This window comes from Leifsonia xyli subsp. cynodontis DSM 46306, from assembly GCF_000470775.1.
Lineage (GTDB): Bacteria > Actinomycetota > Actinomycetes > Actinomycetales > Microbacteriaceae > Leifsonia > Leifsonia cynodontis.
Map to the genome: position 1 here is coordinate 344244 of NC_022438.1, position 18033 is coordinate 362276.

15 protein-coding genes and 2 pseudogenes are annotated in these 18033 nt (G+C 70.9%); 11 read left to right on the forward strand and 6 right to left on the reverse strand.

Going from position 1 to position 18033, the window contains the following annotated elements:
- Positions 1-31: 31 nt before the first annotated feature.
- Positions 32-682 (reverse strand): alpha/beta hydrolase, encoded by a 651-nt coding sequence (locus O159_RS01660; RefSeq protein ID WP_021754039.1) that lies wholly within the window; start codon positions 680-682, stop codon positions 32-34.
- Between the two features lie 113 nt (positions 683-795).
- Between O159_RS01660 and O159_RS01665 the strand changes: the two genes are divergently transcribed.
- The gene (locus tag O159_RS01665) at positions 796-1377 is read left to right on the forward strand and encodes an NUDIX hydrolase family protein (protein WP_021754040.1); all 582 of its coding nucleotides are present in this window, start codon (positions 796-798) and stop codon (positions 1375-1377) included.
- Between the two features lie 84 nt (positions 1378-1461).
- On the opposite strand, the gene O159_RS01670 is transcribed toward O159_RS01665, so the two are convergent.
- Entirely contained in the window at positions 1462-3036 is a 1575-nt protein-coding gene (locus tag O159_RS01670; protein WP_021754041.1) for a DEAD/DEAH box helicase, read from the reverse strand.
- A gap of 199 nt (positions 3037-3235) precedes the next feature.
- On the opposite strand from O159_RS01670, the pseudogene O159_RS01675 reads away from it, so the two are divergent.
- Positions 3236-5440 (forward strand): annotated as a pseudogene (locus O159_RS01675) (HelD family protein).
- A 57-nt stretch (positions 5441-5497) separates the two neighbouring features.
- Here O159_RS01675 and O159_RS01680 read toward each other — a convergent pair.
- Together O159_RS01680 and O159_RS01685 are read right to left on the reverse strand one after the other, a co-directional pair.
- Positions 5498-6186: pseudogene (locus O159_RS01680) on the reverse strand (DUF1684 domain-containing protein).
- Between the two features lie 45 nt (positions 6187-6231).
- Positions 6232-6741 (reverse strand): hypothetical protein, encoded by a 510-nt coding sequence (locus O159_RS01685; RefSeq protein ID WP_021754044.1) that lies wholly within the window; start codon positions 6739-6741, stop codon positions 6232-6234.
- 102 nt (positions 6742-6843) lie between these two features.
- Here O159_RS01685 and O159_RS01690 point away from each other — a divergent pair, with 102 nt between their 5' ends.
- The 7 genes from O159_RS01690 to O159_RS01715 all read left to right on the forward strand — a co-directional run bounded on the left by O159_RS01690 (position 6844) and on the right by O159_RS01715 (position 12007).
- A complete protein-coding gene (locus tag O159_RS01690; RefSeq protein WP_236609515.1) occupies positions 6844-7272 on the forward strand; it encodes an EVE domain-containing protein in 429 nt (142 codons plus the stop codon).
- Positions 7273-7315: 43 nt separating this feature from the next.
- On the forward strand, positions 7316-7564 hold the full coding sequence (locus O159_RS15455) for a hypothetical protein (protein ID WP_236609516.1): 249 nt from the start codon (positions 7316-7318) through the stop codon (positions 7562-7564).
- A gap of 108 nt (positions 7565-7672) precedes the next feature.
- Positions 7673-7909 carry a hypothetical protein gene (locus O159_RS15460; protein WP_236609517.1) on the forward strand — a complete coding sequence of 79 codons (237 nt, stop codon included), beginning with the start codon at positions 7673-7675 and terminating at the stop codon, positions 7907-7909.
- Between the two features lie 56 nt (positions 7910-7965).
- Positions 7966-8256 carry a DUF427 domain-containing protein gene (locus O159_RS01700; protein ID WP_043993431.1) on the forward strand — a complete coding sequence of 97 codons (291 nt, stop codon included), beginning with the start codon at positions 7966-7968 and terminating at the stop codon, positions 8254-8256.
- Positions 8257-8747: 491 nt separating this feature from the next.
- Complete coding sequence (locus O159_RS01705) at positions 8748-10700, forward strand: DUF11 domain-containing protein (protein ID WP_021754046.1); 1953 nt, start codon at positions 8748-8750, stop codon at positions 10698-10700.
- Positions 10697-11398: a hypothetical protein gene (locus tag O159_RS01710; RefSeq protein WP_021754047.1), complete on the forward strand. Its 702-nt coding sequence runs from the start codon at positions 10697-10699 to the stop codon at positions 11396-11398. The genes O159_RS01705 and O159_RS01710 overlap by 4 nt, the downstream gene beginning before the upstream one ends.
- Before the next feature lie 93 nt (positions 11399-11491).
- The gene (locus O159_RS01715; protein WP_021754048.1) at positions 11492-12007 is read left to right on the forward strand and encodes a SprT family zinc-dependent metalloprotease; all 516 of its coding nucleotides are present in this window, start codon (positions 11492-11494) and stop codon (positions 12005-12007) included.
- Here O159_RS01715 and O159_RS01720 read toward each other — a convergent pair.
- Complete coding sequence (locus O159_RS01720) at positions 11979-12602, reverse strand: GNAT family N-acetyltransferase (protein ID WP_021754049.1); 624 nt, start codon at positions 12600-12602, stop codon at positions 11979-11981. The two genes, O159_RS01715 and O159_RS01720, sit on opposite strands and share 29 nt — an antisense overlap.
- A gap of 63 nt (positions 12603-12665) precedes the next feature.
- Between O159_RS01720 and O159_RS01725 the strand changes: the two genes are divergently transcribed.
- On the forward strand, positions 12666-13271 hold the full coding sequence (locus O159_RS01725) for a CGNR zinc finger domain-containing protein (protein ID WP_021754050.1): 606 nt from the start codon (positions 12666-12668) through the stop codon (positions 13269-13271).
- Positions 13272-13292: 21 nt separating this feature from the next.
- Here O159_RS01725 and O159_RS01730 read toward each other — a convergent pair whose 3' ends face one another.
- Positions 13293-14159, reverse strand: a complete 867-nt coding sequence (locus O159_RS01730; RefSeq protein ID WP_021754051.1) for a spermidine synthase — start codon at positions 14157-14159, stop codon at positions 13293-13295.
- A gap of 351 nt (positions 14160-14510) precedes the next feature.
- Between O159_RS01730 and rpoB the strand changes: the two genes are divergently transcribed.
- Positions 14511-18008, forward strand: coding sequence for a DNA-directed RNA polymerase subunit beta (gene rpoB / locus O159_RS01735; RefSeq protein ID WP_021754052.1), 3498 nt, complete (start codon positions 14511-14513; stop codon positions 18006-18008).
- The last annotated feature ends 25 nt before the right edge of the window (positions 18009-18033 follow it).

Consider the following 18033-nt stretch of genomic DNA (forward strand, 5'->3'; position numbering starts at 1 on the left):
GCCGCCGACATCGCGGCCTGGCGTGTACGGCTCAGCGTGGCAGACGCCCGCGGACGAACGCCGAGATGTCGCCCAGCTCCGGCTGGGAGATGGCGTGGCCCATCCCCTCGTAGACGCGCTGGTCGAGCGCCGAGTGCGCGGGCAGCCAGTCCGCAGTGCGGTCGATCGACACGTCCGGGATGACCTCGTCGAGCGTGCCGCGCCCCCAGAACACCGGCGGGCGGCGTTCGGCGAGCCGGGCATCCCCGTCCTGCTTGCCCTGCACCACGAAGCCGGAGAGTGTGACCGCGTAGTCGAAGCGTTCCGGAGCCAGCCGCAGCAGCTGGAGGGCGAGGGCTCCGCCCTGCGAGAAGCCGAGCAGCCCGGTGGGAGCCTCCGGCTGTTCGTCCAGCCAGTCCAGCACCGCGCGGGCGGCCGCGTCGGCGTTCCCTGCGAGCGGGTCTGCTGGGACGTTGGTGAACCGTGAGAACCACGCGAAGCCGGGGCCTTCCGGGATGGGCGCCCGCAGCGAGGCGATGACCGGCTCCAGCGGCAAGTACGCGGAGATGCCGAACAGATCGGCCTCGTCGGAGGCGTAGCCGTGCAGCAGGACCAGGAGCGGCCGGCCGACGCGGTCGCGCTCGCCCGCGGACCAGAGCACCGCTTCACGGTCGATGCGAAGGTCTGGAGCGGGGAAGGGCACCCTCCATTGTGCGTCGGGGCCGGCGACTCTCCACAGCCCCCGATCGAGTGCCGCCTCTCCACAGCGTCCGGTCGCTACGATCCGGCCCGGAAGCCGTTCCGTAGGATCAGTCCATGAGCGTGCGAACCCCTGACCCGGAGCCCACCCCCGACCCGACCCCGGGCGATGGCCGCCAGACCGGTCCGGCCTGGCTGAGCGACATCGAGCTGGAGCAGGTGCGCCGTCGCTTGCCTCTGCTCTACGTCGAGGCGGTGCCGGTCCGCGTCGACGGCCTCGGGCAGGTCGTCGAGGTCGGCGTTCTCCTGCGCGCGAACGCCGTGGGGGAGATCACGCGCACGCTCGTCTCCGGCCGCATGATGTACGGAGAGACGCTGCGCGAGGCGCTCTTCCGGCACTTGGAGAAGGATCTCGGCCCGATGGCGTTCCCGCTGCTGCCGGCGAGCCCGGTCCCGTTCCAGGTGGCGGAGTACTTCCCACTGCCGGGTGTCTCGCCGTACACCGACGAGCGGCAGCATGCGGTGTCGCTCGCGTACGTCGTCCCGGTCACCGGCACCTGCGAACCGCGGCAGGACGCGCTCGAGATCACCTGGATGACACCGGAGGAAGCGGTGTCGTCGACCGTCTGCGACGAACTCGAAGGCGGCCGAGGCGCGCTGATCAAAGCGGCGATGGGGGCGGTCGGAAGGCTCTTCTAGGGGCAGGGGCGCTCACCGCCCACCACACCGGAGGGAACGGCTGCCGCCCGCTGAGACGGTTCGCGATCCTCCGGAGGCTGGGCGTCAGCCCGCGGTGGGGGCTGCGCTGTTCGCGCCCCGGCGGCGGCCCGAGGGCGGGCTGTCGTCTCCGGCCCCGCCCGCTCGCCGGGCGGACTGCCGCTCCGCGGTCGCGCTCCGCTCGCTGTGGGGGTCTCTCGTCCCGGCGCTGTGGACGACGCGCACCTCGCCGCTGCGCCCGTCGCTGCTCGCCCGGCGCGCGCCGGCCCGGCCGTTCGCGGGCGGCGCGGCGTGGCCGGTCTGCGTCCGCGAACGTGCGGGGGCGTTTCCGCCGGTCTGCGCCCGCGGGCGCTGATCGCGGCCGCTGCGACCGCGGCCGGTGTCCTGCCCGCGGCCTGTTCCTGCCGAGCGGCCTGCGCCTTGCCCGCGCCCGCTGCTCTGCGCCGGTGCGGCCGGGGCGACGCGCTCGGCCGGCTCGCCCACGAGCGCGCGGACCGGCTCTGACTGCGATGTCACCTTCTGCGGCGTCGCCGAGATCGCGGCTGCCCGCAGCAGGCTGCGCATGTCGCCCGCCTGTTCCGGCAGCATCACCGTGACGACATCTCCCGCGCTCCCCGCGCGCGCGGTGCGTCCGGAGCGGTGCAGATAGGCCTTGTGCTCCGCGGGCGGGTCGACGTGGACGACGAGTTCCACATCGTCCACATGCACGCCGCGCGCCGCGACATCCGTGGCGACGAGCACGCGCACAGCGCCGGAGCCGAAGGCCGCGAGGTTGCGGTCGCGGGCGGCCTGGCTGAGGTTTCCGTGCAGATCGACGGCGGGGACGCCGGCGGAGGTGAGCTGCTTGGCCAGACGTTTGGCCTGGTGCTTCGTCCGGGTGAACAGGATGCGCCGCCCCCGGCCGGAGGCGAGCGCGTGGACGAGCTCTTTCTTCGCCTCCGGGCCGGCGACCTCGAAGACGTGGTGTGTCATGGCCTCGACGTGACTGGTCGCGTCGTCCACCGAGTGAAGTACCTCGTCGCGGAGGAAGCGCTTGACGAGTTTGTCCACCCCGTTGTCCAGTGTCGCCGAGAACAGGAGGCGCTGGCCGCCGGCCGGTGTCTTGTCCAGGATGCGGGTCACGGTCGGCAGGAAGCCGAGGTCGGCCATGTGGTCGGCCTCGTCGAGCACGGTGATCTCGATCGCGTCGAGCGACAGGATGCCCTGCTTCATGAGGTCGTCCAGCCGCCCGGGGCAGGCCACGACGATGTCGATGCCGGCCTGGAGGGCTGTGACCTGGCGGCTCTGCGAGACGCCGCCGAAGATGGTCGTCGTCCGCAGGCCCAGCGCCGCCGCGAGCGGTGCGAGGGTCGCGTCGATCTGGGTCGCGAGCTCGCGCGTCGGGGCCAGGACGAGACCGCGAGGGCGGCGCTTCCGGGAGGCGCCGCCCTCGCGGTCAGCGCCGAGCCGCGCCGCGAGCGGCAGGGAGAACGCGATGGTCTTGCCGGAGCCGGTCTTGCCCCGTCCCAGCACGTCCCGTCCCGCGAGGGTGTCGGGGAGGGTGTCGGCCTGGATGGGGAACGGTTCGGCTTTGCCGTCGGCGGCGACGACGGAGACGAGGGCGGCGGGCACGCCGAGCTCGGCGAAGGTCTGGTGGGTCACGGGGCGCCTTTCGGGCAGCGGGCGAGGCGGCGGAAGGCACGGCGCTCGCCGGGGAGGGGGAAGGATCGAAGGTCTGAGTGCGCGACGGGGCGGGTCCCGGCGGTCGCGCCATATCACGAGTCTACCGGCTCCGGCTGGGAGTTGCTTCGGGGCTGGAGGCCGTAGACTATCGGCCCTGGAAAACAGGAAGGCGGTCGGCGTGCAGGAATCCGAGCTGGAACGCGAACGGGCCGTCGTCTCCGGCCTGTACGAGCGCCTGGATGCGCTTCGGGCCGAGACGGCCGAGCGGCTGACCCGGGTGCGCCGTGAGAGCGTCGGCGGCAACCATCAGGCCCGCAGCGAGCGCGACTCGTTCGCGCGCCTGTATGAGGACCAGCTCATCCAGCTGCGGGAGGTGGAGGCGCGGCTCGTGTTCGGCCGCCTGCTCCTGGAGGAGCCCTCCGACGGCTCCGACCACCGGTACATCGGCCGCCTCGGCCTGCGTGACGACAATCAGCGTTCGCTCCTCGTCGACTGGCGCGCTCAGCAGGCGACTGCTTTCTACCAGGCGACGGCGAGCGAGCGGATGGGCGTCCGCGCCCGCCGTCACCTCACGATGACCGGCCGCCAGGTCGTGCGGGTGGACGACGAGGTGTTCGACGAGTCCCTGCTGACCGACGGCCTCGGCCCGGGGGAGCGGGTGCAGGGCGAGGGGGGCGCTCCTCGCCGCGCTGACGGCCCAGCGCACCGGGCGGATACACGACATCGTGGCGACCATCCAGGCCGAGCAGGACCGCATCATCCGCTCCGATCTCCGCGGTGCGTTCGTGGTCCAGGGCCGGCCAGGGACCGGCAAGACCGCCGTCGCGCTCCACCGCGCCGCCTTCCTGCTCTACGCCAACCGGCAGCGGCTCAGCTCCTCCGGCGTGCTCGTCGTCGGACCGTCGCCGGCGTTCCTCCGCTACATCGACGCGGTGCTCCCGCGCTCGGGGAGACCGGCGTCGTCATGCAGAGCCTCGGGGAGCTCTTGCCCGGCTTCGAGGCGACGGCCGAGGACAGTCCGGAAGCCGCTCTGCTGAAAGGCGCCGCGACGATGGCCCGGCTGCTCTCCCACGCCGTGCGGGCCCGCCAGAAGGCGCCGGAGACCGAGCAGACCATCGTGGTCGGCAATGAAGCGTCTCGTCGTCGCTCCCGACCTCATCCGGCGTGCCATCGCCAAGGCCCAGCGCACCGGAAAGCCGCACAACGCCGCCCGAGTCACCTTTGTCAAGAGCGCTCTCGCCGCGCTCACCGAGCAGCTTCGCCGGGGCGGTTCGGCCATCGACGACGACGACCTGAGAATGCTGCGCGAGGATCTCCGCACGTCCTACGATGTGCGGGTCCTCCTCAATACGGCGTGGCTGCCCCTGACCCCGCAGAAGCTCATCCAGGATCTCTACGCCCGGCCCGCCTGGCTCGCCGAACTGACGCCGTGCTGGACCGACGCCCAGCGCGCCGCCCTGCGCCGCGACCGCAGCGAGCCGTTCACCATCGCGGACGTCCCGCTGCTGGATGAGGCGGCCGAACTGCTGGGCGATTTCCCCGCCCGTCCCGATCCCGCCGCCCGGGAGCGGGACAGCCGGCGCAGGCTCGACCTCGAGAACGCCCGGGCCACCATCCGCACCCTGGGCGTCGAAGGACTCGTCAGCGCCGAGCGGCTCGCGGACGGGTTCTCGGAGCGGCCGGATCGCGGGACGACCGCCGAACGCGCCGCCGCCGACCGCTCGTGGGCCTACGGGTACGTCGTCGTGGACGAGGCTCAGGAGCTCTCGCCGATGCAGTGGCGCGCGCTCGTCCGCCGCTGCCCCATGAAGTCGTTCACCATCGTCGGCGACATCGCCCAAGCGCCTCCGCCGCGGGGCCGGTCGGCTGGGACGACGCTCTCCGTCCCGTGTTCACAGACGCGTGGCGGCTCGAAGAGCTGACCGTGAACTACCGCACGCCCGCGCAGATCGCGCGCGAGGCCGAGCGCATCGCGAGCGCCGCCGGTCTGCCGGTCACCCCGACCCGTGCCGTGCGCGAGGGGGACTGGCCGGTGCGCCGCGTGTACGCGGAGCCGTCCCTCGCGGAGGCGGTCGTCGCTGCCATCGACCACGACCGGCAGGTGGACGCCGCGGGCACGGTGGCGGTCATCGTCCCGCGCGCACACCTCGAGACGGTGGCCGGGGCCGTCCTCGGGTGGTTCGTGGAGGAGGCGGCCCGCGGCGCCGCCGGTTTGACGCGCCCGATCGCCGTCCTCACCGGCTACGAAGCCAAGGGCCTCGAATTCGATGCGGTCGTGCTGGCGGACCCGGACGTGCTCGCCGCGGAGCCGCCGCGCGGCGCGGCGGCTCTCTACGTGGCGATGACACGCCCGACCCAGAGGCTGACACTGGTGGAGCGCTGACCCGGACCGCCTCGCCCTGCGCGTTCCGTTCGCGCTGGCCGCCGCCGGATGCGGTTCTCACGCTCCCGGGTAGCGCTGCCGACCGGCACCTCCACCGGGAGCGTGTTGCCCTCCTGCGCGAGCGGGCACGCCCAAGCCGGGTCGTACGCGCAGGAGGGGTTGTAGGCGAAATTGTAGTCCAGCACCAGTCTCGTCTCGGAGCCGCCCGTGAGACCGTCCCTCGTCGCGCCGAAGCCGAGGTCCGCTCCTTTGATGGTGTCGATGAGGTAGCGGCCGCCGCCGTACGTCCCGCCGTCGTGTCCGGCGAGCGCGTCCTTCACCGGAACGAACAGCCCGCCCCCGTAGGACGCGAGCCGCCACACCTCCAGCGTCCCCGCCAGCGGCACGCGGACCGTCCCGAGCAGGTGGAACGGGACCACGCCGTCGGTGCCGGTCTCGACCGTCATTCGTCGCGGCCCGTCTGCGGCCAGCACCGGTAGCTCGAAGCGCCAACCGGGGTCGTAAGCCGCGACCGGCAGCCCGGTGAACCCTTCCCGGTCCGCGTCCAGCAGCGGCGACGCGGGATGCGAGGCGAACAGCTCGTTCCGGCACGAGCGCCAGTGCGCATGCGCGGCGGCGGGGTCGGTCGCGGCCTGCTACCGCACCGAGGCGTACAGCCCGAAAACGCCCCGCCGCCAGTCTGCTGTGCGCGCCGCGGTCGCCGCGGGGCTCGCGCCGCCCGCCGCCCTGCCCTCGACTCCGCTCACGATCGCCTGTCCTCCGCTTCGCCGGCGACCCGGGCCGGGTCCGTCTTACGGATCGTATGCCCAGCCCGCCGCGAGCCGGCGCAGGCGCACCCCGCGCCACTGCCAGAACGCCCACAGTCCGCACCAGGCCACGGGGGTCAGCGCTCCCGCTCGCACGATCAGGCGGTCGCGGTAGAGCGTGCGCTGCCGGCCGTCTGCGGAGGGACCCGCCGGGTCGGGAGCGATCGCCATCCGGTGATCGAGGCGGGGGAGCGCGGCGAGGATGCCGCCGGTTCCGCCGCCGCTGTCGCGGAGGATGCGCGTCGCGGACTCGCGGGGGTCCGCGGAGCGGAGCGTGTCGAGCCGGATGACCTGTGTGCCCACGGTGAGGACTCCGAGCGCCCGGACGCTCACCCGGTGCTCACCCGGGGGCCACACCGCGGGGAAGCCGTCCGGCTCGGCGGATCGCATGTCCAGCCACGGGAGCGCCGCTTCGCGGAAGGCGCTCGGGCTCTGCAACGCCCGCCAGGCGGCGTCGGGGTCGCAGTCGAGGATGAGCTTGAGGAGGACTCTCACCCGTCCAGTGTCCTCGCCCGGCGGCGAGGCTTCACGGGGCACTCCCGGCTGGGCGCGGTGGTGTGCCAGCGGGGCGGACGGAGGATGCGCTACAACAGGAGGATGGCGATCCGGTATTGGCTCGGGGTGGTCCAGCGGGATCATGTCCTCCGCGGGGTCGCCGGCGGCTTCGCGCAGGTCGGCCACGGCGCCCGCGCCCCGCTCGCGGCCATGCGCGGCTCGGACGGGTTCGTCTTCTACTCGCCGCGTTCCTCCTCGCCCGACGGGGAGCGCCTTCAGCAGTTCACCGCTGTGGGGCGCATCGCCGACGACGAGGTGTACCAGGTCGCCTCCGGCGATGTCCGGCCCTGGCGACGCCGGGTGGACTGGGATCGCGATGCTGTCGCCGCGCCCATCCGGCCTTTGCTCCGCTCGCTCGACTTCACGCGCGGCAGGAGCGACTGGGGCTGCCAGCTGCGCCGCGGCGCGATCGAGCTCAGCCGGCACGACTTCGAGCTGATCCGGCGGCAGATGCGGCCGGAGGCGGGGTGAGCGAGATCGGGCCGGGCGTGCGGCACCCGGCTACGCTGACCCGGTGACCGAGATCCCCGCCGCGCACCGTCAGAGCAAATACCACGTCCGTTTCGACTGGAGGAAGGACGGTCTGGCCGCGGTCGCCGCCGACGCCGATGTCGTGGTGTGGGTGGACGCGCTGGAGACAGCGGACGCCGTCGCCCCCGCGGCGCAGACCCCCGTCGCGCACCCTCTCGCGGGTCATCCTCTCACCGTCGCCGCCTCCTTCGTCAACGCTCCCGCTGTCGCCCGGTCGGTCCTCGATGAGTAGCTCCGGCTCGGTCGGCGCTGTCTGGTCGCGGTCGTCGCCGCGGGTGGCGGCACGCCCTCGGGCGCGCCGCGGTTCGCGGTCGAGGATCTCCTCGCCGCCGGAGCCGTCGTGGACGCCCTCGCTGTCCTCGGCATCGACGACTCCTCCCCCGAGGCTGCGGCCGTCTGCGCGGCCTTCACCGGTCTCCGCGGCGCCGTCTCGCACCTGCTCACCGCATCCCTCTCCGGTCACGAGCTCATCGCCGCCGGCCGGGCGCCGGGCGAGATCGCCGCGCTCGGCCGCGTTGGCTCCGTCGCCGAGGCGCGGGCGCTGCACGCCCGCGATGACCGTTCCGCGCAGGAATGATCGGCGGACGCGCAGCGTTGGGAGACGGCAGGAGGCCGAAGCCATGAAAAGCAGTACTGAACGACACCGTGATCGCCGAAGCTCCCGTCGAGGACCTGATCCGCATCGAGGGCAACTGGTACTTCCCGCCGCAGACCGTGAACGCGGAGTATTTGGTCGAGAGCGACACACCGTACACCTGTTCGTGGAAGGGCGAGTGCCAGTATTTCTCTGTGCGGGACGGTGACACCCTGCTCCAGGACCGGGCGTGGAGCTATCCGAAGCCGTACCCCGGCTCTTTCGATCGGGTGGGTGAGGACTTCAGCGATTATGTGGCGTTCTGGAAGGACATCCGGGTCATCGACTGATCCCCAGAAGTGGGGGATTTCTGAGCATTTGATGAAAAATCTGACATAGATATACAGGTATAGCGCAGGTGTTCCCGGTCGGGTCGGGAAGCGATGCTCGAGGGTGTGCTCCAGATGCCTCGGCGATCGTAGCCAGCCTCCGTCGAGCCGAAACCAGAGCCGTTGCTTCGTCATGTCCATCAGCATGTCCGCACCACGTTCCGCCGCTCCACTCGCCGTCGAGGAGGTGTGCGCCGACGGGGGGCCGTCGCCGCGGCGACGGCAGTGGCACTCCTCGGAGCCGGTCTCGTCGTGACCCCGGCGGCTGTCGCTGCCGGGTCCTCGCTCACGATCGAGAAGACCGTGGGCGCCGGGAAGGCGCTGACGGTCGCGAACGGGAGCGAGTTCACCTACTCGATCGCCGTCGGGTGCGACGACGACTGCGTGGACGCCGCGGTCACCGACACACTCTGCCCGCGGAGTTCGCGGGATTCTCCATCCGTAAGATCGCCGTGGTCCCCTCCGCCGGCTCCTATCGGCAGTCCCTCTCCGGCTGCACGACTCAGGTCACCGAAGCTTGCATGGTCTCGGTCCGTTTCACTCAGCCGGTGGCCGGCGGCGTCGGATTGGCCGCAGGCAAGAGTTTCACCGTCACGGTGACGCTGAAGGCGCCGCAGGAGCTCACCCCCGCGTGGCCGTCGAACGGCCGCGCCGTGACCAACACCGCGATCGGCACGTCCTCCAGCATCGCGGCGTCCGTCTCCAGCTCGGCCGAGGTCACTGTCGACATCCCCGACGCCATCGCCCTCGCCGTCGGCAAGACCTGGACGCCCGCGGAGCAGCAGCACCGCCCGGGTGAGGTCTCGACGATCGCGCTTTCCGCGCAGAATACATCGAATGTCCCCGCCGGGACGCTCGTGCTCCAAGAGCCACAGACGGCGGCGGACGGTGCGGGCGCGCTGGATGCGGCCAACCCCTTCGCCCTCGTCGACTTCGCCGGTTTCGGAGACATCACTCTGCCGCAGGGCGCCACGACCGTCCGGGTGGATGCGTATGTGCGGGACGCTGGGACCGGCCAGTGGTCGTGGCAGGCCGGTGCGCCGACGACGGCCGACAGCGTCCAGCTCCCCCCGGGCGTCGCGGCGGCGGAGATCGCGGGGCTGCGCATCGCCTTCACCGGTGAGGACGGCGCGGCGCTCGCCCCCGGCGGATCGGCCGGGTCCGTCGCCCTCTCGGTCGCCCAGCGGGCGACCGACCGCGTCTCGGGGGCCGCCCTCGTCGGCGGCGCGCGGGTGACGAACCGGATCGAGGGAACCGTCTCCGTCGCCGGGCAGCCTCCCGCGACCGCGACGGCCACGGCCCCGTTCGCCGTCGGGGCTCTGGACATCGCCGTCACGCCGGGCAAGACCATCGTGCCGGCGCGCATTCCCGCCGGCGGAACGGCGCTCGCGACCGTCTCCGGCAAGAACGCGTCCAACGGTCCGCTCGACACGCTCCGGCTGAGCGATCTCGGCTACTTCGGCGACAAACTGGCGTTCGGCGGCTTCGCGGCGGGTGTCTCCTATCCGCAGGGAGCGACCTCCGGCAGCATGGTGTGGCACTTCTCCGACGGATCGACCGAGAGCGCGCCGTTCACGGACGGTGCGGTCCCGAGCCTCCCCACTGTGCCGGAGGGGCAGCGCCTCACCGGGGTGGAGGCGGTGTTCGCGGGCGGGATTGAGGCCGGGGCCGTCGCGGAGGCCGGGGCTCCCGGATCGTACGGAGAGGCCGCCCGCTCGGTGAGCGAGGCGGAGATCCGCATCGCGGGCGGCGCTGTCGGCGGCGCTGTTCCTCCCGCCCAGAGCGTCACCGTGACGAACACCTACGAATACGGCCGGCTCGCGCTCGCGAAGACGGCTTCCACGAGCATCGCCGGGAGGAACGAAGACGTGACGTACACGATCACCGTCGGCAATGTCGGCGTCCTCGACGCCACCGATTTCGAGGTGGCCGACACGCTGCCCCCCGGAGCGGTCTTTGTGTCGGCCGATGGAGACGGTGTGTTCGAGGACGGCGTCGTCACCTGGACGGTGGCGCAGCTCGCCCCGGGCGACCGGCTCGATCTGCAGGTGGTGCTCCGCCATCCGCAGGAGGGCTCCGTCGTGAACGCGGTGACGGTGACGACGCCGCCCGTCGGACCGTGGCAGCCGCCGCTGGTGGACACGCCCTGCGACGACGATCCGGACGCCGCGTGCTCCCCCGTCTTCGTCGTGCCGCCCGGGGCCCAGCTCCTCCCGGAACCGGACCCGGATCTCGACACGGGCCTGGGCCCGGACACGACCGCCGCCCCCGGTGCGGTTGCGGCTGTCAGCGGCCTGGCCAGCACCGGCTCCACCCAGGGCGGGCTGCTGCTCGCGGTGCTGCCGGGGCTGCTGGTGCTCCTGGGGTCGTCGCTCGTCCTCCGTCACCGTCGCCGTCGTCCGTGACCGTGCGCGGCTCGGCGGTCGCGCGAGGGCGGAGGCCCCGGCGACCGCCGAGCCTGTCCAGCCCTTCGTCGCTTCACGGTCGTGAGGTCACCCCCGCTGCTCCCTCGGATAGTCTGGGGGGTGAGTCCACGACCCGGGAGCCGACCCTGAGCATCATCCTCGGATACGATCCGTACACTCTGCGCGAGCGCGTCGATCTGCGCGCTGCCGGCGAACGTCTGGACGAGCTCGGGAGCCTGCGCAGCCTGAGCGCTCTCAACGAGAAAACGGTGCTCCTCCGCCTGCTCGACCGCCTGGACGAAGCGCTCGAAGCCGGCAACGAAGCCGTCCGTCAGGCCCGTTTCACCGGCGACCGCGAGCAATTGCTCGCCGCGCGCGTGCGCCGGGCGCAGGTCCACCAGTATCGGGGCAAGGGCGATGAGGCGATCGCCGAGCTGACCGGGTGCGTGGAGGAGGCCCGCGGCCGGGCGTGGACAGCCCTGGAGGCGTTCGCCATCCAGACCCGGGGCAAGGCCTTCTTCGCCCTGGAGGAGTACGAGAGCGCTCTCGCCGATTTGAAGGCGGCCGTCTTCCTGCGGGAGAAGCTCGGCGCGTCCCCTTCCGAGATCGAGGGCGCCCTCACCGCGGTGGCCGTCGTGCAGCGCTTCTCCGAGTCGAAGCGCGAGCGGGGCGAGGACGCCGCTGGCGTGAGCGAGTGAGGTTCAAGGACTCTGGTTCGCTGTGACGCTGCCGCGTAGGATGCCTGGCATGACCCGCTCGTCTGTCCCGGTCCGAGCCTTCGGAGCGAGTTGATGGCCGACCTCGATCGTGTCCGTCGCTGGGCGAACGCCCTCATCGCCCTGTACCTCGACCCGGTCGTCTGGACATTCGATTTCGACAACGCCAAGACCCGTGCCGGCCTCTGCAACTACAGCGCCGAACGCATCACGGTCTCCCGCTATCTCGCCGCCCGGTACGAGGACGACGAGATCCACCAGATCCTCCTCCACGAGGTCGCTCACGCTCTCGCCGGCTCCCGCGCCGGTCATGGTCCCCGCTGGCGGGCGATCGCGCTCGAACTCGGCTACGAGGGCGATCGCCTCCACGGCGGGGCCATCGCGGACGACTTGGCTCCGTGGGTCGGGACCTGCCCGAACGGCCACACGCACTACCGGTATCGCAAGCCGGCGCGCGCTCTGGCCTGCGGGGCGTGCAATCGGCGGTTCGACGCGGCGAACCTGATCTCGTGGGCGTACCGGGAGGTCTCGACCGCGCAGCGGCGGGTGGCGGCTGCCGCGGCTAGCGAAGGGCGGACGGTGGGGCGCTGACGCCCAGCCGTGCGTCCAGCCGCTTCCGCACCGCGGGCCATTCCTCGCGCAGAATCGAGTAGACCGCCGTGTCCCGCCAGCTCCCGTCCGCGCGCTGCTGGGTGTGCCGCAGCACGCCCTCGAAGGTCGCGCCGAGCCGCAGGATGGTCGCCCGTGACCGTTCGTTCGCCACGTCCGCCTGCAGTTTGACCCGCTCGAAGCCGTGCTCGAACGCCGTGCCGAGCAGCAGCCGTTTGGTCTCGGCATTCACGCGGGTGCCCCAGACCTCGGGCGCGTAGGCGGTCCAGCCGATGTGTGCCGATCCGTTCGCGAGGTCGATGTCGCCGAGTGCGGTCGTGCCGACGAGCCGGCCGGACTCGCTGAGGCGCACGGCGGTCACCGCGGCGGTCTCCCACGGCAGGTAGCCGAGGATGAATGCGCGCCACTCCTCGTAGGTGTCGCGGTAGGCGGCGGGTCCGCCGCCCCAGCCGCCGGCGAAGACCTCGGGGCGTCCGATCGCGGCGAAGAGGGCGGGGAGGTCGTCGCGGCCGAGCCTGCACAGGCGCACCGTCCGCCCTTCGAGGGGGACAGCGGGGTCCGGGCGGATCGCGACCATCTGTACAGCATGCCAGGCGACAGAGGCGACCGTTGGCCTCCGGTAACCCAATACAGTGGTTAGATGCCCACCGACGCCATCCTGCCCCGCGCCACCGGACAGTGGATCGAGCCGGGCGGCGGGCAGCGCTGGTGGTTCGACTCCGGATCGCTCGCCCTCGATTTCGCCTGCACCGCCGGGCTGGGCCAGCCGGAAGGGGCGTGGCCGACGGTGGTCGACGCCGCGGGGCTGAACGGCTGGCTGACCGAGCGCTTCCCCGAGGTCGCCCCCACCGCGGGCCTGCGTGAGTTCCGGGACGCCGACACCCTTCGCGAGGCGATCGGCCGGCTCGCACGGCGGGCGAGCGAGGGCGGCTCTCTCGGCCCCGACGACGTCGACATCGTGAACCTCTTCGCCGCCACTGCCGACATCCCTCCCGTGCTGGCCGGCGGAGCGCGCCAGGCCGGTCGCACGAAGGCGCGGCCGCATCAGGCGCTCGGGACGATCGCACGCGACGCCGTCCGGCTGTTCGGCCCGCAGACCGAGGGCCGCATCCGGGAGTGTTCGGCCGAGGACTGCACGCTCCTCTACCTCGACACCTCGCGCAGCGCGAACCGGCGCTGGTGCTCCATGCAGCGCTGCGGCAACCGGGCGAAGGTGCGCGCCCACCGCGCCCGCGCGGCGGACTGATCCGGTCCGAACGCCGGAGCCTCAGTCGCGCCGGGCGCCCGACAGGAACACGCTTCGCGCGGGTGGGGGAGAGGGCACGCTCGTGGCATCGGTCACGATCGGCGCGCCTGCCGCGAACGTCCGCAGTTCCGCCCCGGCGACGGCCTTCGCGGGATGCGGTCCGCTCGCGAGCAGTCGCGGCAGCCACTCCAGCGGCAGCGGCGAGTCCGACCCCATCAGCACCACGTTTCCGAACCGCCGCCCCTTGAGCACCTGCGTCTCCGCCAGCGCCGCCACGTTCTCGACGACGGAGCCGAGCGTCGCCACCTGCGATCGCGCGAAAGCCAGCGGCGGCCCGTCCGCTACGTTCACCAGCACGATCCCGCCCGGGTTCAGCAGCGAGACGGCCGATCGGTAGAACTCCACGCTCGTCACATGCGCCGGGGTCCGCGAGCCGCTGAAGATGTCGATCACCAGCAGGTCCACCTGTCCGCGCAGCCCCGCTGGCAGCTTCTCTACGACGTCGCGCGCGTCCCCGTGCCGGATGCGGATCTGGGCGTGCCGCGGCAGCGGCAGCTCGTGCCGCACCAGCTCCACCAGCCGGCTCTCCAGCTCCACCACCTGCTGCCGTGAGCCGGGGCGCGTGGCGGCGACATACCGCGGCAGGGTCAGCGCCCCCGCCCCCAGATGCACGGCCGTGATCGGCTCGCCGGGCTCCCCGATCAGGTCGATCGCGTTCCCCATCCGCTGCACATACTCGAAGAACAGCTGCGTCGGATCGTCCAGGTTCACCTGCGACTGCGGTGTGCCGTCCACCACCAGCTGGTAGGAGCCGGGGACGAACCGGTCGGGTTCGATGGTCGCGACGAATCCGCTCTCGGACAGGACGACGGAGGGAAACTGCGGCACGGGTCCAGCGTAGCCCCGTCGTCGCCGGGCAGCCGGCGTCTTCTCCGGGCCCGATCGGGGCCGCAGACGCGTGAGGGGCGCGGCCCCGATCGTGGGTTATACCCCATCGCTGGCCTCGGGTCAAGAAGAGACTGGACAAGGCGCGTCCGGTTGGCATATAGTGGTTCTTTGCGCTCCCCGTCCACACACTCGCCTTCATATTGCGGTCGGCTTTCGTTTTCCCCGTGCGCGCCTGGACCCGGAACACCGGGTCAGATACGGTGCCGCGATGCGCTGGGAGCGTTCCTCACCCCAACTAAACAACACGACCGACAGTAACTGGCCCGACGGGGCCCCACGGAGGTTATTTCCTTGGCTGCTGCGCGCAACGCAACCAACAACGACAAGACACTGAAGAACGGCCGGGACGTCTCCCGGCTCTCGTTCGCCAAGATCACGGACACCCTCACCGTCCCCGATCTGCTCGCACTGCAGACGGAGAGCTTCGACTGGCTCGTCGGAAACGACGCGTGGCAGGCGCGCGTCGCGGAAGGCCAGGCGCAGGGGCGTCAGGATCTGCCCGCCGCCACCGGTCTGGAGGAGATCTTCGAGGAGATCTCTCCGATCGAGGACCTCGGCGAGACCATGCAGCTCTCGTTCACGAACCCGTTCCTGGAGGAGAAGAAGTACTCGATCGACGAGTGCAAGGAGAAGGGCAAGACCTACGCCGCCCCGCTCTACGTCGAGGCCGAGTTCATGAACCACCTCACCGGTGAGATCAAGACGCAGACGGTCTTCATGGGCGACTTCCCGCTCATGACCGAGCGTGGCACCTTCATCATCAACGGCACGGAGCGTGTCGTCGTCTCCCAGCTCGTCCGCTCGCCGGGCGTCTACTTCGAGGCCGCCGCCGACAAGACCAGCGACAAGGACATCTACTCCGCCCGCATCATCCCCAGCCGCGGCGCTTGGCTCGAGTTCGAGATCGACAAGCGCGACCAGGTGGGCGTGCGCATCGACCGCAAGCGCAAGCAGTCGGTCACGGTGTTCCTCAAGGCCCTCGGTCTGACCAGCGAGGAGATCCTGGCCGAGTTCGCCGGCTTCCAGTCGATCGAGCTCACGCTGGAGAAGGACGCCATCCTCACCAAGGAGGAGGCGCTCAAAGACATCTACCGCAAGCTGCGTCCGGGTGAGCAGGTCGCCGCCGAGGCCGCCCGCGCGCTGCTCGACAACTTCTACTTCAACCCGAAGCGCTACGACCTCGCCAAGGTCGGCCGCTACAAGATCAACCGCAAGCTCGGCCTCGAGGCCCCGCTCACCGACTCCGTGCTGACCGTCCAGGACATCATCGCCACGATCAAGTACCTGGTCTCCCTGCACGATGGTCGGACCACCATCAAGGGTCTCCGTGGTGGCGTCGAGACGGACATCCGCCTCGACATCGACGACATCGACCACTTCGGCAACCGTCGCATCCGCGCCGTGGGCGAGCTCATCCAGAACCAGGTCCGCACCGGTCTCTCCCGCATGGAGCGTGTGGTGCGCGAGCGCATGACCACTCAGGACATCGAGGCGATCACCCCGCAGACCCTGATCAACGTGCGGCCCGTCGTCGCCGCGATCAAGGAGTTCTTCGGAACGAGCCAGCTGTCGCAGTTCATGGACCAGAATAACCCGCTCGCGGGGCTGACCCACAAGCGCCGCCTCTCGGCCCTCGGCCCCGGTGGTCTGAGCCGTGAGCGCGCCGGCGTCGAGGTCCGCGACGTCCACCCGTCGCACTACGGCCGCATGTGCCCGATCGAGACGCCGGAAGGCCCGAACATCGGTCTGATCGGCTCGCTCGCGTCGTTCGCGCGGATCAACTCGTTCGGCTTCATCGAGACTCCCTACCGCAAGGTCGAGAACGGTGTGGTCACCAATCAGATCGACTACCTGACCGCCTCCGAGGAAGACGATTTCGTCGTCGCTCAGGCCAACGCCCCGCTCGACGCGAACGGCCGCTTCGTGGAGGAGCGCGTGCTCGCCCGGCAGAAGGGCGGCGAGGTCGACCTCATCCCCGCCGGCGAGATCGGCTACATGGACGTCTCCCCGCGCCAGATGGTGTCGGTGGGCACCTCGCTCATCCCCTTCCTCGAGCACGACGACGCCAACCGCGCCCTCATGGGCGCGAACATGCAGCGCCAGGCGGTGCCGCTGCTGCGCTCGGAGAGCCCGGTCGTCGGCACCGGTATGGAGGGCTACGCGGCGATCGACGCCGGTGACGTGGTCATCGCCGAGAAGTCGGGCGTCGTCTCCGAGGTCTCGGCCGACGCGGTCACCGTCCAGGCGGACGACGGCACGATCAAGACCTACTACCTGCGCAAGTTCGACCGCTCCAACCAGGGCACCTCCTACAACCACCGCGTGGTCGTGGACGAGGGCGACCGGATCGAGGCGGGCGAGGTCGTCGCCGACGGCCCCGCCACCGAGAACGGCGAGCTCGCGCTCGGCAAGAACCTGCTCGTCGCGTTCATGCCGTGGGAGGGCCACAACTTCGAGGACGCGATCATCCTCAGCCAGAACCTGGTAAAGGACGACACTCTCTCCTCCATCCACATCGAGGAGTACGAGGTGGACGCCCGCGACACCAAGCTGGGCAAGGAGGAGATCACCCGCGACCTGCCGAACGTCAGCCCGGACCTCCTGGCCGACCTCGACGAGCGTGGCATCATCCGCATCGGCGCCGAGGTGCGCCCCGGCGACATCCTGGTCGGCAAGGTCACGCCGAAGGGCGAGACCGAGCTGAGCGCCGAGGAGCGTCTGCTCCGCGCGATCTTCAACGAGAAGAGCCGCGAGGTGCGCGACACCTCCCTCAAGGTCCCGCACGGCGAGGAGGGCACCATCATCGGTGTCAAGGTCTTCGACGCGCAGGACGGCGACGATGAGCTCGGCTCGGGCGTGAATCAGCGCGTGGTGGTCTACATCGCCCAGAAGCGCAAGATCACCGCGGGCGACAAGCTCGCCGGCCGTCACGGCAACAAAGGCGTCATCTCCAAGATCCTCCCCGTTGAGGACATGCCGTTCCTCGCGGACGGCACGCCGGTCGATGTCATCCTGAACCCGCTGGGCGTCCCCGGCCGCATGAACTTCGGTCAGGTGCTGGAGATCCACCTCGGCTGGATCGCCAAGAACGGCTGGGAGATCAAGGGCAAGCCGAAGTGGGCCGCGGAACTCCCGGAGGCCGCTTTCAAGGCGGCCCCGAACACGAAGGTCGCGACCCCGGTGTTCGATGGCGCGAAAGAGGAGGAGATCGCCGGTCTCCTCGACGTCACCCTCCCGACCCGGGACGGCGACCGTCTGATCGGATCCTCCGGCAAGACGCAGCTCTTCGACGGCCGCTCCGGCGAGCCCTACCCGGACCCGGTCTCGGTCGGCTACATGTACATCCTGAAGCTGCACCACCTCGTGGACGACAAGATCCATGCGCGCTCCACGGGCCCGTACTCGATGATCACCCAGCAGCCGCTCGGCGGTAAGGCCCAGTTCGGCGGACAGCGTTTCGGCGAGATGGAGGTGTGGGCCCTCGAAGCGTACGGTGCGGCCTACGCCCTGCAGGAGCTCCTGACCATCAAGTCGGATGACATCCTCGGCCGCGTGAAGGTGTACGAGGCCATCGTCAAGGGGGAGAACATCCAGGAGCCGGGCATCCCCGAATCCTTCAAGGTCCTCATCAAGGAGATGCAGTCCCTCTGCCTGAATGTGGAGGTGCTCTCGGCCGATGGCCAGGCGGTCAGCCTGCGCGACGCGGACGACGAGGCCTTCCGTGCGGCGGAAGAGCTCGGCATCAACATCTCCTCGCGCTTCGAGTCGTCGTCCATCGACGAGATCTAAGCAGCAGCCAGACCCATCTGACGAA